Genomic DNA, 17,906 nt, shown 5'->3' with positions numbered 1-17,906 from the left:
GCCTTTTTAATTGTTATTATACAAACTTTTTATTATTTTTCTTAAAGAATCGGTAACGGTTTTTTCATTTGATTTATCTGAATAGTTAGGATAATTTGCTATATAACCTCTATCTATAATTCCATTTGCTGTTTTTTTAATAAGCTCATTGTATTTTTTTTCTAATTCGTTGTGATTAATTTTGATATTTAAAATTTTTTCAAGTGTTAAATCTTGTGAAAATTCAATAACTCCAGGTAAGGTTTTATACCATGCTTTTCCAAAAATTAAAGCAGGTTTCCCAATACTTATAGCTTCCCACCCAATAGTACCTGTAATAGTTGCTACAAATTTTGAATTTTTTAATAAATCATAGGTATTAACAGTTTTTGAGATAAGTTTTACATTTTTAATTGAATTTAATCTTTTAAAAAAATATTCTCCTCTGTATAAATTTAGTTGTTTTGGATTTTCTTTCACATAAATATACCAGTCATCTGGTAAAATTGTACTTAAATGTTCTATTGCAATAAGCTGGTCTTTATAAATTCCTCCAAGAGTAGTAGTGGTTAGTTCAGGTTGCATTTGAAGAGGAAAATACACATAATTTTGACTAAAATCTACCTTATTTAATGCATATTTTGAATAGTTGATTTTATATTTTATACAATCTAAAAAAAGTTTATTAAAACTACTAAAACTCATAAAACCATGTTTTCTATATATCCATCTTCCTATATTTTTGAAATAATTAACAATACAGCTTCTATATTTTAATTTAATATTTTTCATATAAAAAAGTTTCTTTTCAGCTTTTTGAGGAACGTTGATAAATGAATGATCAAACTCTGTTTTTATGTCTTTAAACTCTCCAAAGTCATCTAAATTATGAACATAAAAAAATCTATTTGGTTCTAGTGATTGATAAATTAAAATCATTTTTATGTTTAAATGTTTTGCTAAAAGATATAAAATATAATCACTTCCAAAATGAGGGAGCATATAATATATCATTAAATTAATTTTTTTTTCAGTTAAAATTTTTGAGAAATAATCATAATATAGATTAAAAATATTTTTGTATTCTTGGTGTGTTAATGTATAAGCTGAGGGTACTCTTGAGAACATATCCATAAAAGTTTCAATACCTTCATCAAATACTTTTTGATAAATTTCTTTATTTAAGCCAGTGTAAGAATTTTTTTTGAATTGAAATCTTCTTAGTTTTCCTATATGGATATCGGCTTCTTTATGTGCACCAATCCAAAAAGAGACATTTATTAAGCCCTCTTTTTCAAGATTTTTAATAGCTTTATTTTGACTTTTCCAATGAAATCCATAAATTAAAGTGTTAATTGCCATTTATAACCTTTAGTAAAGCATTATAGATTAGTTTTTCATTTTCTTGTTGATTGTATTGCGGATATATTTGAATATAATTACTGTCAATAATACCTTTGAAACTATAAGATATCAAGCTGTTTACTTTTTTTTCTAATTCAGGATGATTGATATTAATATTTAATATTTTATTAACTGTTAAACAATCCTTATATTCTATTACTCCTGGTAATGATTTATACCATGCTTTTCCAAAAATTAACACAGGTTTGCCTCCACTAATAGCTTCCCATCCAACAGTCCCAGTTAATGTAGCAGCAAATTTAGAGTGCTTTAGAAGGTCATAAGTATTTACTGTTTTATCAATTAAAGTTACTTTTTTTATATTATTTAATCGTCTAAAAAATAAAAAATCTCTTTGATAAAAGGTTTGTTTTGGGTTTTCTTTAACATATATTTTCCAGTCATCAGGTATTAGTTTTGATAATTTTTCTATTGCTAAAAGTTGGTCGCTATATTTTCCAGCTAAAATTGAGGAGGTTAATTCTGGTTGCATATGTAATGGGAAATAAACGTAATTGTCAGAAAAATTGATTTCTTTTTTAGAGAAAACTTTTATATTCTTGTTATATTCTGCACATTTTAAATATTTTATTATTGGAATTAAAAGATTATGGTTTTTAGTTTTGTCAAAAATATTTAAAGAATCTCCAAATTCTCTTAATAAATGTTTATAAAAACAGGTTTTTTTAAACTCTTTTTTTGTGGCATTTTTCATATAGAACAGGTCTTTTTTGAATTCTTTTTTTATTTCAATGTTTAGAGGATTGTAATTATTAAGTTTTTTCATTTTTTCAAATTTGCCATAATCTTCTATTTCTTCCAAATACCACATTCTGTTTGGAAAAAGAGATTGATAAAATATAATGGTTTTTATATTAAAAATTTCTTTTGCCATTTTATACATTAAAAAATCAAACCCGTAATGTGGTATAGTAGAAAAAATTATTAATTTAACATTTTTTAATAATTTGTAAAAATAATAAAAGTAAGTATTAAAAGCATTGATAAATTCAAAATGAGTAAAATTAACTGGATTCTTTCTTGAGAAATATTCTGTAAAATGAATAAAGTTTTTATCAAAAAATTTATCATATTCTTTAATATATGTATGAGGAGATGTTTTAAACTTCATATTGTCTATATCAACTATTTTAACATCTGCATATTTATTTTTTCTTCCTCCAATCCAAAGATGTTTTTTTATAATTTTTTCATTTATTAAAGAATTTATTGCATTTGGTGTTAAATCAAAGCCGTATATAACAGTATTCATTTAACCTCTTTTATAAAGTTTTTTAAACTCTTCACAATTATTTAGCAATTCTTCTTTTTTACCCTTACATACAATTTGCCCATTTTTAAATACTAATATCTCATCGGTATTTTCGATAGTGTTTAACCTATGAGCGACAATAAATACAATTAAGTCCCTTAAATTATTAATAGATTCCATAATAATTGCTTCGCTTTTATTATCAAGTGCACTTGTCGCTTCATCTAAAATCAAAACGTCAGGATTTTTGTAAAGTGCTCTAGCAATTGCTATTCTTTGCTTTTGTCCACCACTTAAATTGGCACCATTTTCTTGTAAAATTGTATAAATACCATTTTCAAGATTTTCTACAAATTCTAATAAATTAGCTTTTTTTAGAGCTTCTTTTATTCTTTTTTCATCGATTTCTTTACCATAAGCTATATTTGCAGCAATTGTATCGTTAAAGATATGAATAGTTTGAGGAATATAGGCTATTCTTTCTCTAAGAGAGGTTAAGTCATATTCTTTTAAGTTTTTACCATTGATTAAAATCTCTCCGTTATTTACATCATAATATCTAAGGATTAAACTTACAAAGCTACTCTTACCACCTCCGCTATCACCTACAAGGCCTATTTTTTTTGGTTTATCTGCTTTATAGTTTATGTTTTTTAAAGCGACTACATCTTCATATTTTAAATTTACATTTTTAAATTCAATTGTCTTAATTTCTTTTATTTTTTCTTTTCCACTGATAATTTTTGGTTTTAAGTTAAATATCTCTTTTAATCTCTCATTTGCAGCAATTGCATCTTGCATTTGAGAGTAAGTCATGGAAATTCTTCTTATAGGATCAGTTAACATAAAAAGAGCTGTCATAAAAGAGAAAAATGCACCTACACTCATTTTGCCATCAATTACTTCTTTTCCTCCTACAATGATTACAATTGCAGCGATCGCGGCACTTAAAAGTTCTAAAATAGGAATTAAAAAGGCCCTTGTTTTAATAGTATTTAAATTTATTTTTAAGTAAGTTAAATTATGTTTTTCAAATTCTTCTATTTCATATTTTTTTGCATTATAAGCTTTAATGGTTTCTATATTTTTAAATATTTCGCTTAAATGTTCATTTAAGGTAGCAGTCTTTTTTTGAGCTTCTTTTGATAAAACTTTGAGCTTTTTTGAAATTTTTCCTATTGGATATATAAGAATTGGCAAAATAATTAGAGCAAAAAAAGCAAGACGAGGATTTTGATAAATAACAACTGTTAAAAGAAAGATACTCATTAAAATGTCTCTTAGCATATTTGCAATAGAAGCTGATATTGCATTTTGTATTCTATTGATATCATTTATAATTCTACTTACAAGTTCGCCTGAGTGGGTTTTTTTGAAATAATCTAAGTCAAAATCCATAATATGACTTAAAAATTTATTTCTGATTTTCCTCACAATATCTTCGCCTATGAAGCTAATGAAATATTGTTGTAAAACTGCTCCTACACCTTTTAAAAAATAAGCTAAAATTATTGCAAGTGGTAAAATATAGAGCATTTTTTCGTTTTTTTCTATAAAAATTTTATCAAGTACTGGTTTTACTAAATATGCAGTAGCAGCTGTTGCAAGTGAAACAAATAGCATTCCTATAAATGCTAAGAAAAATTCTTTTTTGTATGACTTATAATATGGTAAATATTCTTTTAGAAGCTTAAACAATTTTTCATCCTTTTGTCTTTGAGTATTATTCCATATTTTTGAAGAGTTTTTAGATTTTCACTTTTAAATATTAGATTATTATAAAACTCTTCTTCAAGTTTCCCTTCATTTAATAATTTTACCCATCTTCTATAATGTGGTCCCATTTTAGCACCATATTTTAGAAGTTTTTTTCTATTTTCTATATTTTTTTTAAATTGCTCAAAACTTCTTATTGGATAATGAAAAACTTTTATTTTTTCAAATCTTTTTATTTTATCATAATGTTTAAAGTAGTCTTTGAAATTAAATAAATGAAGTGCCTTATGATTTCCACCTCTAATCCATAAAAGTCCCAAAGGTTTTATAATTACTTTTGGAGAAATTTTTGTTAAAACAATTGAGATTTTTTCATTACTTAGTTGAGTATTTTTTCTATAAAAAATAGGGTTTTCAACTCTGTATTCACTTTTCTCCCAACTATCAAGTCCTTCATATAACAAAAAGTTAAATCTATCTACTGTAGTTACAGCTTTATTTGGTAGTTTTTCTTTTAGATTTCCGTCACACCACCAAAATTCATCTGCATCATTTGGTATTAAAAACTTTGGATTATATTTTTTTCTAGCTATATGAGTTAACTTTGTCATCCATTTAGCCTGATTGTAAAGACCTTTTTCATCAATTATTGTAATTTCAAATTCTTTTTTGAGATTTTCTAAAATTTCTCTTGTACCATCACTAGAATCATTATCCATTACTACAAAGCTATCAACACCAATACTAGCATGAAAACGAATATTTTTTTCTATAATATCTTCTTCATTTTTTACCAAAATTGTCATTGTAAGCATTGATTTATCCTATAAGTTATTTTTTTGATATGTTCTTGATTTGGATTTTTCCAAGATTTTGGGATCAGATACTCATAATATAAAAATCCAAGAAAGTTTTTTATAAGTTTTTCATTAACTTCCCATGAAACAAGATTTTTTAAAATATTAATAAGTTCATTTTTATTATTAGCGTATTTTACAATCCCTTCTATATTATAAAAAGCATCTCCTAAGGTAATTACTTTTTTATTGAATAATAAACTTTCAATCCCGACACTTGAATTAATGGTAATTATAGCTTCTGCGTTTTTTATAAGTTCGCTTGTTGGATTTGTAGCAAAATAAACATTATTTTTTGCTTTTTTAATTAAATCTGAATACTTAGTAACTCTATCACTAGGATGTACTTTAAATATAAAATCAATTTTAAATTTATCTGCAATATCATTAATAACTTCAAAAAATTCTTGCATTGATTTAATCCAAGGTGAAAAATAGATAATCTGAGAATCATAATTTACTTGAAGAGGTATAAAAATATATTTTTTGTTTAGATCAATCTCATCACCCTCAAGTTTTCTAATAGGTACTCTTGGTATAAGTTTTTCTGGAAGGGATTTTTTATAGTATTCAAGATTTTCATAAAATTTTTTGTCTCTTGGTACTGAATTTAAATAATTTATTCCTTTACAATCAACTTGGGTTGTATCAGGTAAAAACCCATTCTCAAAAAATATAACTTTTATATTTAACTCTTTTGCTAAATTTGTTAGCATAAATTGAGGATATTTTATACCGTTCCAAACTCCTATAAGATTTGGTTTATGTTTTTCTATCTCTTTTTTATAAAAACAATATATCATAGGCGCTTGGATTTTTATAAAGTTTTTGTAGAGAGCCTTTTTTATTCCAAAGTATTTATTCTCTATTTCTTTAAATTTATAACTCAAATCTATTTTTGGTGTATTACAAAAGGAAAAAGTTACTCTTTTTGTAAAAGTTTTAAGTGGGAGATTTTTAGATAAAAATTTAAAATACTTTTCTTGATGAGAGTTAAGAGCAAAAAATAATACATCAATACTCATTCTTCCACCTATTATGAAACCAGTAATACTGGTCAGGATACTTTCTAATCATTTTTTCTATTACACTTGCTTGCCACTGGGTAAAATTTTCGATACTATCTTTAAAAGTGTTTGGTTTTTGAAACTCAACTACATATTTTTTATTTTTTTTATAGATAAAGATAGGCAAAACAACTGCATCTAAACTTTTTGCAAGTTTTGAAATAGCATGGTTAAATACAGTTTTTTTGAAAAAAATTACTTTTGGAGCATTTTCGTTTCTAGTATATTGGTCTATTAAAATTCCAAGAATTCTTTTTTCTTTTTTTAATGCTGTTATAATTTCTCTAGCTCCTCTTTTTTTATTAATAATTTTAATATTTTCGTTTCCCCTTATTTTTTTGAAAAATTTATTAATTTTTGGATGTTCAATTTCTCTCATAACAACTGCCATAGATTTATTGTATTTTTTTAAAATAAATTTTGGGATTATTTCCCAATTACCAAAATGCGCTGCCATAATAATTATAGGTTTTTGTGAATTTATAGCGTTAATAATATATTCTTCTCCTATGAGTTCGATTTTGTCAAATTTTTTAGGATTTTTATTATAATCAACAGTATCTTCAAAAAACTGTAAAAAATTTTTATATGTATTTTTTGCTATTTTTATTTTTTCTTTATTAGATTTTTCTGGAAATGCAATATCAAGATTTTTGAATACAATTGGTTTTCTAAAAAAATCCAAGTAATAAATTATAAACCATAACTTCCTAAGTATTTTCATTCTTGCTAAAAAATAAAAAACTCTAAATAAATAATACATTATATTTTTCCCTCTCGTTAGGTATTTTCCACTTGGAACTCTTGCACACTTTGTGTATGCTGGGTAGGCTCTGGAACTTGGTTACTTGGCTACTTTATATTTCTATATCTTCTAAAAGCTCTTTCAAAATCTAACTTAACTTTCCCACAACTTGTATTAAATTCATATGTTTGGGTTAAAAAATCTCCTTCTTTTATATATTTTTCATCATTATGTTTAAATATTTTGGCTTTCAGTTCATCTGGATATACTAAAATATAATATTTTACTTTTTCAAATTCGTAAATAGAAAACTTCAGCTTTTCATCTCTTTTTGCCGTTGATGGAGATATAATTTCAACAATGATTTCCGGTGCTTTTGAAATAAAATTTGGGTTTAAATCGTTACAAACAACACTAATATCAGGTCTTAAGATTGTGTCTTCACTGATTTTATAATCTTCTTCTATTAAAACTTCGCAATTTATGCAATTTTCTAGTTGAGTGTAAAATTGTGTTACTATAGCACTACTTAAAAGTTGGTGTCTTTTAGCAGGTGCTGGTGCCATAGCATAAGGCATCCCTCCGATAAGTTCCCAATCACCTTTCCATTTTTTATAATCTTCATATGTATAGTGTTCTATATATACAATTGCCATCAGATTTCCTTTAATATTTCATCTACAATATATTTAGCTCCATTTTTTTTATTTATTTTAGCTAAATTTTTAGATATTTGTGATAAGTCAATAGTGTTTAATAATTTAAAAAACTCTTCTTTTTCTATTTTTCTTTTTACAATTCCTGCATTTTTATTTTCTAAATATTTAGCATTATAGTATTGATGATCACCTGTAGCGTATGGATAAGGTATAAAAAGAGTTGGAATTTGATTGGCTGCTAGTTCAAAAAGGGTAGAAGCCCCGGCACGAGATATTGCAAAATCGGCAAGACTTATTTTTTCATATAATTTAGTATAAAAATCAAAAACATCTGCTGCAATTGATTTTTTTTGATAGAAATCTTTTATTCTTTTGTAATCTTTTTTTCCTGTTTGATGAATTATTTTGATACCTTTTTCTTTTAAAATAGGAGCAAGTTTTATTGCAAGATTATTTATACTTCTAGCACCTTGGCTACCTCCAAGAAATATGATAGTTTTTAATTTTTTTCTAATTCGTGCAGTATCAAAAAATATATCTTCAACTGGATATGGGTCATTATAGATAAAAGTATTAAAAAATTTTTTACTAAATGGTTTTAATATTTTATTTAAGCTACCAATGTGAGCATTTTGTTCGTGTATAAAAAGGGGAATACCACTTAAAATAGAAGCAAAGCTTGCAGGGGCTGCACTAAAGCCTCCTACGCTGAATACAGCTTTTATATTGTGTTTTTTTAAAATATTTTTTGCTTCGAAAGATAGTTTGATAATATTTAATAAAGATTTTATTTTATTTAAGCCTTTTTTATTTACTACTCCGCTTGAAGAGAGAAAATATTTTTCACTAAATCCATTGTCTTCTTTAAACCAGTTTATATCCTGACCAGTCGTTGAGCCAATATATATTGGTTTTATTCCTCTATTGTTTAACTCTTCTTTGATAACTTTTGCAATCTTTAAATGTCCACCGGTTCCTCCACCGGTTATAGCAATATTAAAGTTTGTAGTGTGTAGTTTGTAGTGGGTAGTATTTAGTGTATTGGTATATTGGTTATTGGTTATTGGTGTATTGGTTTTATAATTTTCCATTTTTTATTCCTCATATTTGTGTGGTATATTGGTATATTGGTGTATTAGTTATTGGTTATATAATATTTAAAATTATATCAATATTACTTGGAACCTGGAACTTGGCTACTATATTAGATCCTTGCCTTTTTACTAATCATCAAAACCATTCCTATCGCAGTAGAAAATGCTAAAAGTGAGCTTCCACCATAACTTAAAAATGGCACAGGAAGTCCTTTTAAAGGTAAAACAGTTGTAATTCCACTTCCATTTAGGAAAAGTTGAATTCCAATCAAGCTTCCAATTCCAAGAGCAAATAGTTGATACTCTTTCTTTTCACTTCTATTTGAAATTCTAAATATTCTAAGTAATAGAAATGAAAACAGTAAAAATATAATAGTTATTCCAAAAAGTCCGGATTCTTCTGCAATTCCAGCAAGCACAAAATCGGTATGAATGTCACTTAAATATCCTAGTTTAAATATTCCATTACCAATACCTACTCCAAACAGTCCCCCATGATGAATTGCATTTGTAGATTGAATTACTTGGCCATAATTTGCGATAGAACCTTCAACAATTGGCTTTGAAAAAAAGTTAGAGCTCATTGTATAAAGCCAGTTTTCTATACGAGCGAGTCTATAATCTTTTGAGAAAATTGCAACTGCTCCTATTATTATTCCAAACAAAAACATAAGCCCCATAGTCATTAATTTTCCGCCAGCTGCTATTAATAAAATAGTAAAAACTAAAAGCATAACAATGACTTGTCCAAGGTCTGAAAGTAAAAATGAAATAAAAGCCCAAAATATACCAAGTAATATCAAATAAGGTATTAATGTTTTTATCTCTTCTTTTAGTGTTTTTGACTTTTTAACTCTTCGTGTAAATGACCAAGATAAAAAAAATACCACACCTAGTTTAAAAAATTCTACAGGGGAAAATTTAAAAGGTCCTATTTTTATCCATCTTTTTGCACCATTTATTATAGGAGCGATGCTTTCAGGTAAAAAGGGTAAAATTATTACTAAAATTCCAGAAACTATCAAAATACTAAATCCTATAACATTAAACCATTTATCTGGATTTAATTTTGATAAAATAATCATCCATATAAAGCTTACAAAAGCAAATAAAGTATATCTCTCAAAAAAATGATATTCGCTTAAATTTTTTATTTTTTCTAAAAATACTGGTAGAGAGTAAGAAAAAACTGCTCCTATTAACATTAAAATAGCTACTAATATAAAAATTAAAGTATCAACTTTTTGCAATAAATTCCTTTATAAAGTATAATATATTTAAAATTTTATCATATTTAAAAAACTCTTTAAATAATTGGGGAATGATTTTTGCTTGAAAATAAAAAAGGTGAAAAATGGCATTTGAAATATCTAAAAGTTTTGATATCTTAGAGAAATCTTTGCATTATAGGAAAATAAGACAAGATATGATAGCAAGTAACATTGCAAATGCTGATACGCCTTACTATAGACCAAAAGATATAAGATTTGAAGAGGCTTTAAGTGCTGAAATTGACAAAAAATTTGGTAAACCTTCTAAAAAATTAGAGCTTGCAAAAACAAATCCAATGCACTTAGAGCCAAAAGATATAGAAAATGAATATAAACCAATTGTTTTTTTTAGAGATGGACATTTAGCAAGGAATGACGGGAATAGTGTAGATATAGATGTAGAAACAACAGAAATGGCAAAAAATAATATGGCATATAATGCTGCCATTAGGGCTTTGAGAAAAGATATTGAAATTTTTAAAGCAGTTATTGATTCAAGTAAAAACATTTAGAAGTGAAAAGTGAGAAGTAAAAAGTTGATATTAAAATATAAAATAAATCAAAACTTTTCATTTTTAATTTTTAACTTTTAATTTATTCTTAAAGGAAGAAGATGGCATTTTTAAATAGTTTTGATATTTCTGGTTATGGTTTATCAGCTCAAAGATTTAGAATAAATATAATTTCAGAAAATATTGCAAATGCTAATACTACTAGAACTCCTGAAGGAGGACCTTATAGAAGAAAAGAGGTTATTTTTAAAGCTATTCCTTTTGAAAAAGAGTTAAATAATGAAATAGAAAGTTTTAGATTTCATAAATATGAAAATCCTCTTGATGAAGATGGTGAGGATTATAAAGTAGCGAAACCACCTATTGAAACTGTTGTAGTTGATAAAATAGTTCGTGATGATAGTAAACCTATTTTAAAATATGACCCTACTAATCCAGATGCAGATGCAAATGGATATGTAGCATATCCAAATATTAATCCAGTTGTAGAAATGGCCGATTTAATAGAAGCAACTAGGGCATACCAGGCAAATGTTGCTGCATTCCAGAGTGCAAAATCAATGGCACAAAGTGCAATAAATATACTGGAAGGATAATAGATGGCTTTTATAAATAAAATAGATACACAAAGTCTAAATCCTTTAAATGTAAAGAGCCAAAAAAATTCTAGTGATTTAGACTTTGAAAAAGTCTTAAAACAAGAAGTTGAAGAAACAAATAAATTAATGCAAAAAGCAGAAGTAGCAGAAGCAGAAATTGCCAGTGGAGAGGTTCAAGATTTAGCTAAAGCTAGTATTACTATTCAGAAAGCTGAAATGAAAATGAAAATGATGTTAGAAGTGAGAAACAAAGCAATAAATGCATATAAAGAACTACTAAAAACTCAAATTTAATGAATAATTCTAGGCTTATATGGATTTTTCTTTCTTTTTTTGTAGCAATAGCTTTTGTATATACATTTTTTGTTTATTTTAGTATTGCAAAACCTAGATATTATAAAAAACCAATTACTCAAAAAGAAGAAATAGCAGTTAGAGGCTCTATATACACAGATGAATATACTATTGCAAAAAGTAAGAAACTTTATGGAGTTTATATCTATCCTGAGTTTATAGATCCTCAAAAGAAAGAGCTTTTTTTTAATCTATTTTCTATATATTCAGGTGTACCGGTTAGTGAAATTAAAAAAAAAATAGCCCTTTATACAAAAAAAGGTATAAGAAGAGTACGTATTGCAACAGTTGATTTAAAAACTAAACAAAATCTTTTATATCTTAAAAAAGTTCTTGATAAAAAAAGAGTTTTTCTTGCTACAAAAAGTGGTATCAGAATAGGGTATGATATTGTAAGTTTTGATTTTAAAAGAGTATATCCATATGAAGATGTATTAGAACCAGTCCTAGGAAGATATAGAAAAGATGAAAAAAGAGGTGAAAATGGATTAGAAGAGTATTATGATGATATTTTAAGAGCAAGACGAAATGGAATTATTAGAGGGTTTAGAGATGTATTTGGAAATATAATATATGATAAAAATGCAATTGTTAAACAACCTATAAATGGAAATGATATAAAGCTTAACATAAACTTAGTCCTTCAAAGAAAAATTGAAAAATTTTTAGATGTTCAAAAAGAAAAATTTAAAGCAAAAGAAGTAATTGCTGCTGTAATGGATAGTAGAAGTGGTAAAATTATAGCAATAGCTACCTCAAACAGATATAATCCAACTTTTATAAGACATCAGGATATTCCTAATATGAAAATTAGTGCCATTAGAGAACTTTTTGAACCCGGGTCTGTTATGAAGCCTATTACTTTTGCGATTCTTTTAGAACTAAATAGAGTAAATCCGTATGAAATTATTAAAGGTTATAATGGAAAATGGAAACCTGAGTGGAGAAAAACACCAATAAGAGATGATGATCCATTTGATTGGATTAGTGCAGAAAATGTTATTGTTTATTCAAGTAATATAGGAATCTCACAGCTTGCATTAAGATTAACTAATAAAGAGTTTTTAAATTGGCTTTATAGATTTGGTTTTGGAAAACTGTCTGGTATTGACCTGCCTTATGAGCTTAAAGGTAAACTTAGAAGTCTTAGACTTTTACATTATCCAGTATATAAATCAACTACTGCTTATGGATATGGAATACTAGTGAATTTCGTTCAGCTTTTAAAAGCTTATAACGTTTTTAATAATAGAGGTATTATGATAACACCAAAAATAGCAGATGTTAAAAGTGAAGAAAAAAGAGTAATGAGTCCAAAAAATGCTGAAATAATGCTTGGAATTTTAAGGAAAGTAGTATTAAAAGGTACCGGGAAAGCTGCTAATATTAAAGGGCTTTTTATTGCTGGTAAAACTGGTACTGCGCATGTTTCAATGGGGAAAAAAGGTTACCAACAAGTTTATAACTCTTCATTTTTTGGATTTGTAAATGATGGCAATCATAAGTATACAATAGGAGTTACTTTTTTTGATATAAAAGCTAAATGGCCAAATTATTTTGCTTCAAATTCTGCTGTACCTACGTTTAAAAAAATTGTTGATATAATGATAAAAGAAAACCTTTTAAAAATGGACAATGGAAAATGAAAAAAGGTTAGTAGAGGTTAATAGAGGTATTAGAGGTAATAAAGGTATTAAAAGTTAGTAGAGGTTGTATAGGTTGTATTTTAATACCTCTAAAACCTCTAATACTCTCCACTAACCAATCAACCTATACAGGAGAAAAAATGATGGAATTATTAAAAATATTAGATTACAAATTTTTAGAATTGCCTCTTTACAAAATAATTTTGGCACTTTTATTTTTATTTTTTTTCTTAATTATTAGAAAAGTTTTTGCTGTTTTTATTTTAAATTTTTTTAGATTTTTGGTAAGAAAAACAAAGAATGAGTTTGATGATAAACTTCTTCATGCTATAAAAGAGCCTATTAAGTTTTTATTTGTTATAGCAGGGCTTTATTTCTTTTTTTATTTTTTAGAGGTAAACAATGCTGTTATTAAGCATATTTTAAAAGGCCTTTTAATTTTTGATGTTTTTTGGGCTATTTATAATGTTATTAATGAATTTGAAGAGAATGTATATAAACTTTTAGGAAAGTTTGGTAAGGCTTCAAAAGAGTTAGCGAGTTTCACAGTAAAGATTACAAAAATATTAGTTATTTCGATTGGTGTTATTGCTTTACTTCAAGATTGGGGTATTAATGTGACAGGATTTATTGCGTCTTTAGGACTTGGAGGCCTTGCATTTGCACTTGCAGCAAAAGACACAGCAGCTAATATTTTTGGAGGCATAGCAATACTTACAGACAATATTTTTAAACTTGGTGAATGGGTAAAAATAGGAAATGTTGAAGGTATAGTGGAAGACATTGGCATTAGGACTACAAAAATAAGAGCATTTGATAAGAGGCTTATTATTGTTCCAAATGCTACTATTGCTAATACGAGTGTTGAAAATTTTAGTAGGCGGGACAAAAGAAGAATTATGATGAGAGTAGGTCTTGTATATGGTACTCCAATTGATACAATTAAAAAAATAGTAAATGATATAAGAGAAATGCTTCTATCTCATCCTGAAATAGCTAAAGATGAGAGTTTGCTTATATATTTTGATGAGTTTAGTGATTCAAGTCTTAGTATTTTTTGCTACTTTTTTACAAATACAGCCGAATGGAAAGAGTATCTGAGAATTAGAGAAGATATAAATCTTAAAATCAAAGAAATTGTAGAGAAAAATGGTAGCAGTTTTGCATTTCCTAGCAATTCTATTTATTTTGAAACACCAATTATAATTGAAGAGGTTAGTAAAGGTTGTATAGGTTAGTATAGGTAATAACTTCAACACCTCTATTACCTCAAAACCAATCGATGTCTGATGGTCAGGAAAAATAGAAAAAGAAGTAAACTAGGGGATAATAGTTATTTGATTTCGATTTTTTTGCCTTCCGGTTTTTGTTTTTTAGGAATAAATACTTTTAATACTCCGTCTTCATATTTTGCTTCAATATTATCTAAATCAGCATCATTTGGTAATTTAAATGCTCTTTCAAATCTACCAAAGAAACTTTCAATCCTTGTATAGTTTGGTTTTTCTTCTTTTTTTTCAAGTTTTCTCTCTCCTGAGATTGTCAATACTCCGTCATTTATAGAAATTTCAATATCTTCTTTTTTAACTCCAGGCAAATCAATTTCTAAGTAATAACCTTTTTCATCAACTCTTTCATTTATTGCTGGTGTAAATGTTTCAACTTTTTGAACAGGTCTGTTTGCTTGAAGCACTGCTCCAATTCTTCTTTCAATATCTTGTAACTCTCTAAAAGGATCAAATACCATTGGCCACATTTTCCCCCTCCTTTTTGTAAAGGATTTTTAGTTGTCAGAATTATAATAAATTATAAATAAAAAGTCAAGAAATTTTATATATAAGTACTAAAGTTTCTTAAGAAAAAAAATTTTTACTACTTGCAACTCGCAACTAGATAAGTAGCCAAGTTCCAGGTTCCAAGCGGATGAAGTTCCAAGTTTCAGGTTCTATATTATACCAATTCTAATATAGTCATAGTTTTTAAATAGAAGTATATGCTTTAATTGGTTGTATTTGATTAACTAAATTTTATTATATTGAAGTGTCTAAACATTTTGGAATTGGTATTATTATCTATTACTTGGAACTTGGTTACTTGGATATTTGGCTACTTCACTTGCTTGGAACCCAGATCGGCAACCTAGAACTTCATCTGTTTGGAACTTTTAAGGCACTTTTATTTGATATATTAAAAAAAAACCCATAAGGACGAAAAATGTTAGAAAAATTTTTTAAACTTAAAGAGAAGAATACTACTGTATCTACTGAGCTTAGAGCAGGATTTTCTACGTTTCTTGCAATGATGTATATTGTACCTGTCAATGCTTCTATTATGAGTTTGACTGGAATGCCTTATGATGCATTAATTACTGCAACTGCAGTTGTTACAATAATAGCTACTATTTTAAATGGCTTTTGGTCAAATACACCTGTAGCTATGAGTGTAGGGATGGGGCTTAATGCTTATTTTACTTTTGGGTTAGTTAAAGGTATGGGAATTCCATGGCAAACAGCTCTTGGTATTGTTATGATAAGCGGTATTATATTTTTAATTTTATCATTTACAAAATTTAGAGTATGGGTGCTTGAATCAGTTCCATTAGATTTACGAAGAGCAATTAGTGCGGGTATTGGTATGTTTATAGCATTTATTGGTCTTCAAGGTATGGGATTTATTGTGAAAAATGAAGCAGTATTAGTAGGCCTTGGAAATATTAAAGACCCAAATGTTTTATTAGGATTATTTGGATTTATTATAGCTGCTTTTCTTTATGCATATAGAGTAAAAGGTGCTTTTATTTTATCAATTTTAGTGACAACTATTGTAGCTTGGGTATTTGGACTTGCAAAACTTCCTGATGGAATAATTTCAGCTCCTGCAAGCATTGCTCCAATTGCTTTTAAGTTTGATTTAGCGAGTGCGTTTAGTTTATCTCTTATACCTGTAATAGTTACTTTTTTGATTACAGATATGTTTGATACTATAGGAACGCTTGCAGGGATAGGCACAAGAGCAGAGCTTTTTAAAGATGGAAGCAAAGAACTTCAAAAGACTCTTGAGGCTGATGCAGCTGCAACTGTAATTGGTGCTTCAATTGGTACTTCTACAACTACTTCTTTTATTGAAAGTGCGGTTGGGGTTGAAGAGGGAGGAAGAAGTGGTCTTACTGCGGTTTTTACAGGGTTATTTTTTATAACAACTCTATTTTTCTTACCGCTTTATAAGGCAATTCCTAGTAATGCTATTTATCCTATTTTGGTAATGGTTGGTGTTTTAATGTTTAGTGAGCTTAAGAATATTAATTTTAAAGATTTAACAATTGCTATTAGTGTTTTTGTGACAGTAGTTCTTATGCCTCTTACTTACTCTATTACTATTGGACTTAGTGCAGGATTTGTTACATATGTAGTTTTAGCATTATTAAAAAAAGAATTTGACAAAATAAATATTGGTACAATTACTCTTGCTATTATTGGATTTTTGGCTTTTCTCTTTCACTAGTTTTCCTTTATAAAAGGAAATAATGTAAAAAATTCTTCTCTTTTTTTATCATTTATCATTTTCCATTTTTCATTTTCCATTAATTTTATATGGTATAATTCCATCCCCCCTAAACTACAAAGAGGCTTTGCAATTGTCAAAAAGGGCAGTTGCAAGGGCTGGCCGTAGTGCCTACGGGGAGGTTGATAAGTGGCCAAGTAGCCAAGTTCCGAGTTTCAATTGAAAACAAGGAAAAAATTTAAAAAAGTAGCCAAGTACCAAGTTGTCAAGTTCCAAATAATTTATAAAAACTATGGAACTTGAAGCCTGGAACTTGGAACTAAAAAAGAAGGGGTTATTATGAAAGTTAGAGCATCAGTTAAGAAAATTTGCCCTAAATGTAAAATTGTTAAAAGAAAAGGCATTGTTAGGGTAATTTGTGAAAATCCAAGACATAAACAAAGACAAGGATAGGAAATGGCTAGAATTGCTGGTATTGACTTACCTAAAAAGAAAAAAATCGAGTATGCACTTCCATATATTTATGGAATCGGACTTACAACTAGTAGAAAAATTTTAAAAGATACTGGAATTGATCCAAATAAAAGAGTATATGAATTAACAGAAGAAGAAGTTTCAATTTTAAATAAAGAAATTCAAAATAATTATATTGTAGAAGGTGAGCTTAGAAAAATTGTTCAGCTTAATATCAAAGAACTTATGGATTTAGGTTGTTATAGAGGACTTAGACATAGAAAAGGTCTGCCTGTTAGAGGACAAAGAACTAAAACTAATGCTAGAACTAGAAAAGGTAAAAGAAAAACTGTTGGTGCAAAAGCAAAATAAGGGGTAGATGATGGCAAAAAGAAAATTAACTAAAAAGAAAAAAATTAAAAAACAAATAGCAAGAGGGATAGTATATATTTCTGCTACTTTTAATAATACAATGATTACAGTTACTGATGAAATGGGAAATGCTTTATGTTGGAGTAGTGCAGGAGCACTTGGTTTTAAAGGAAGTAAAAAGTCAACTCCATTTGCTGCTCAACAAGCAGTAGAAGATGCAATGGCAAAAGCTAAAGAATATGGAATTAAAGAAGTAGGTATTAAAGTACAAGGACCAGGTGGTGGTAGAGAGACAGCAGTTAAAACTGTAGGTGCGATTGATGGAATTAAAGTACTTTGGATGAAAGATATTACTCCTCTGCCACACAATGGTTGTAGACCAAGAAAAAGAAGAAGGGTGTAAC

19 protein-coding genes are annotated in these 17,906 nt (G+C 27.4%); 9 read left to right on the top strand and 10 right to left on the bottom strand.

The annotated features are described in order from the left end of the window. Window positions 1-6: 6 nt before the first annotated feature. The 9 genes from ACYQ1U_RS06505 to ACYQ1U_RS06465 form a co-directional block, all read right to left on the bottom strand. On the bottom strand, window positions 7-1,341 hold the full coding sequence (locus ACYQ1U_RS06505) for a capsular polysaccharide export protein, LipB/KpsS family (protein ID WP_459885653.1): 1,335 nt from the start codon (window positions 1,339-1,341) through the stop codon (window positions 7-9). After that, a complete protein-coding gene (locus ACYQ1U_RS06500) occupies window positions 1,331-2,656 on the bottom strand; it encodes a capsular polysaccharide export protein, LipB/KpsS family (protein ID WP_459885650.1) in 1,326 nt (441 codons plus the stop codon). The genes ACYQ1U_RS06505 and ACYQ1U_RS06500 overlap by 11 nt, the downstream gene beginning before the upstream one ends. Further along, window positions 2,657-4,354: an ABC transporter ATP-binding protein gene (locus ACYQ1U_RS06495; RefSeq protein ID WP_459885647.1), complete on the bottom strand. Its 1,698-nt coding sequence runs from the start codon at window positions 4,352-4,354 to the stop codon at window positions 2,657-2,659. Next, window positions 4,339-5,187, bottom strand: a complete 849-nt coding sequence (locus ACYQ1U_RS06490) for a glycosyltransferase family 2 protein (RefSeq protein WP_459885643.1) — start codon at window positions 5,185-5,187, stop codon at window positions 4,339-4,341. The genes ACYQ1U_RS06495 and ACYQ1U_RS06490 overlap by 16 nt, the downstream gene beginning before the upstream one ends. Further along, on the bottom strand, window positions 5,175-6,254 hold the full coding sequence (locus ACYQ1U_RS06485; protein ID WP_459885640.1) for a capsular polysaccharide export protein, LipB/KpsS family: 1,080 nt from the start codon (window positions 6,252-6,254) through the stop codon (window positions 5,175-5,177). The genes ACYQ1U_RS06490 and ACYQ1U_RS06485 overlap by 13 nt, the downstream gene beginning before the upstream one ends. Then, window positions 6,244-7,059, bottom strand: a complete 816-nt coding sequence (locus tag ACYQ1U_RS06480) for a lysophospholipid acyltransferase family protein (RefSeq protein ID WP_459885637.1) — start codon at window positions 7,057-7,059, stop codon at window positions 6,244-6,246. The genes ACYQ1U_RS06485 and ACYQ1U_RS06480 overlap by 11 nt, the downstream gene beginning before the upstream one ends. Window positions 7,060-7,148: 89 nt before the next feature. Beyond that, a complete protein-coding gene (locus tag ACYQ1U_RS06475) occupies window positions 7,149-7,697 on the bottom strand; it encodes a Uma2 family endonuclease (RefSeq protein WP_459885634.1) in 549 nt (182 codons plus the stop codon). Continuing rightward, window positions 7,697-8,791, bottom strand: a complete 1,095-nt coding sequence (murG, locus tag ACYQ1U_RS06470; protein ID WP_459885631.1) for an undecaprenyldiphospho-muramoylpentapeptide beta-N-acetylglucosaminyltransferase — start codon at window positions 8,789-8,791, stop codon at window positions 7,697-7,699. The genes ACYQ1U_RS06475 and murG overlap by 1 nt, the downstream gene beginning before the upstream one ends. 113 nt (window positions 8,792-8,904) lie before the next feature. Beyond that, complete coding sequence (locus tag ACYQ1U_RS06465; RefSeq protein WP_459885628.1) at window positions 8,905-10,044, bottom strand: FtsW/RodA/SpoVE family cell cycle protein; 1,140 nt, start codon at window positions 10,042-10,044, stop codon at window positions 8,905-8,907. Between the two features lie 104 nt (window positions 10,045-10,148). Between ACYQ1U_RS06465 and flgB the strand changes: the two genes are divergently transcribed. The 5 genes from flgB to ACYQ1U_RS06440 all read left to right on the top strand — a co-directional run bounded on the left by flgB (window position 10,149) and on the right by ACYQ1U_RS06440 (window position 14,414). Continuing rightward, window positions 10,149-10,577, top strand: coding sequence for a flagellar basal body rod protein FlgB (flgB, locus tag ACYQ1U_RS06460; protein WP_459885625.1), 429 nt, complete (start codon window positions 10,149-10,151; stop codon window positions 10,575-10,577). A 101-nt stretch (window positions 10,578-10,678) separates the two neighbouring features. Beyond that, window positions 10,679-11,173: a flagellar basal body rod protein FlgC gene (gene flgC, locus ACYQ1U_RS06455; RefSeq protein ID WP_459885622.1), complete on the top strand. Its 495-nt coding sequence runs from the start codon at window positions 10,679-10,681 to the stop codon at window positions 11,171-11,173. A 3-nt stretch (window positions 11,174-11,176) separates the two neighbouring features. After that, window positions 11,177-11,470, top strand: a complete 294-nt coding sequence (gene fliE, locus ACYQ1U_RS06450; protein WP_459885619.1) for a flagellar hook-basal body complex protein FliE — start codon at window positions 11,177-11,179, stop codon at window positions 11,468-11,470. Further along, entirely contained in the window at window positions 11,470-13,176 is a 1,707-nt protein-coding gene (locus tag ACYQ1U_RS06445; RefSeq protein WP_459885616.1) for a peptidoglycan D,D-transpeptidase FtsI family protein, read from the top strand. The genes fliE and ACYQ1U_RS06445 overlap by 1 nt, the downstream gene beginning before the upstream one ends. A gap of 140 nt (window positions 13,177-13,316) precedes the next feature. Then, entirely contained in the window at window positions 13,317-14,414 is a 1,098-nt protein-coding gene (locus ACYQ1U_RS06440; protein ID WP_459885613.1) for a mechanosensitive ion channel family protein, read from the top strand. A gap of 95 nt (window positions 14,415-14,509) precedes the next feature. Here ACYQ1U_RS06440 and ACYQ1U_RS06435 read toward each other — a convergent pair whose 3' ends face one another. Then, complete coding sequence (locus ACYQ1U_RS06435; RefSeq protein ID WP_459885610.1) at window positions 14,510-14,932, bottom strand: Hsp20/alpha crystallin family protein; 423 nt, start codon at window positions 14,930-14,932, stop codon at window positions 14,510-14,512. Between the two features lie 458 nt (window positions 14,933-15,390). On the opposite strand from ACYQ1U_RS06435, the gene ACYQ1U_RS06430 reads away from it, so the two are divergent. From ACYQ1U_RS06430 to rpsK, 4 genes are all read left to right on the top strand, one after another. After that, entirely contained in the window at window positions 15,391-16,677 is a 1,287-nt protein-coding gene (locus tag ACYQ1U_RS06430; protein WP_459885607.1) for an NCS2 family permease, read from the top strand. 339 nt (window positions 16,678-17,016) lie between these two features. After that, complete coding sequence (gene rpmJ / locus ACYQ1U_RS06425) at window positions 17,017-17,130, top strand: 50S ribosomal protein L36 (protein ID WP_007475222.1); 114 nt, start codon at window positions 17,017-17,019, stop codon at window positions 17,128-17,130. A gap of 3 nt (window positions 17,131-17,133) precedes the next feature. Next, window positions 17,134-17,502, top strand: coding sequence for a 30S ribosomal protein S13 (gene rpsM, locus ACYQ1U_RS06420; protein WP_459885604.1), 369 nt, complete (start codon window positions 17,134-17,136; stop codon window positions 17,500-17,502). 10 nt (window positions 17,503-17,512) lie between these two features. Further along, window positions 17,513-17,905 carry a 30S ribosomal protein S11 gene (rpsK, locus tag ACYQ1U_RS06415; protein WP_459885601.1) on the top strand — a complete coding sequence of 131 codons (393 nt, stop codon included), beginning with the start codon at window positions 17,513-17,515 and terminating at the stop codon, window positions 17,903-17,905. Window position 17,906: the final 1 nt, after the last annotated feature.

This window comes from Caminibacter profundus, assembly GCF_054657155.1.
The sequence above is the reverse complement of the archived record's forward strand: the minus strand, read 5'-3'. Positions and strand labels throughout refer to the sequence as shown.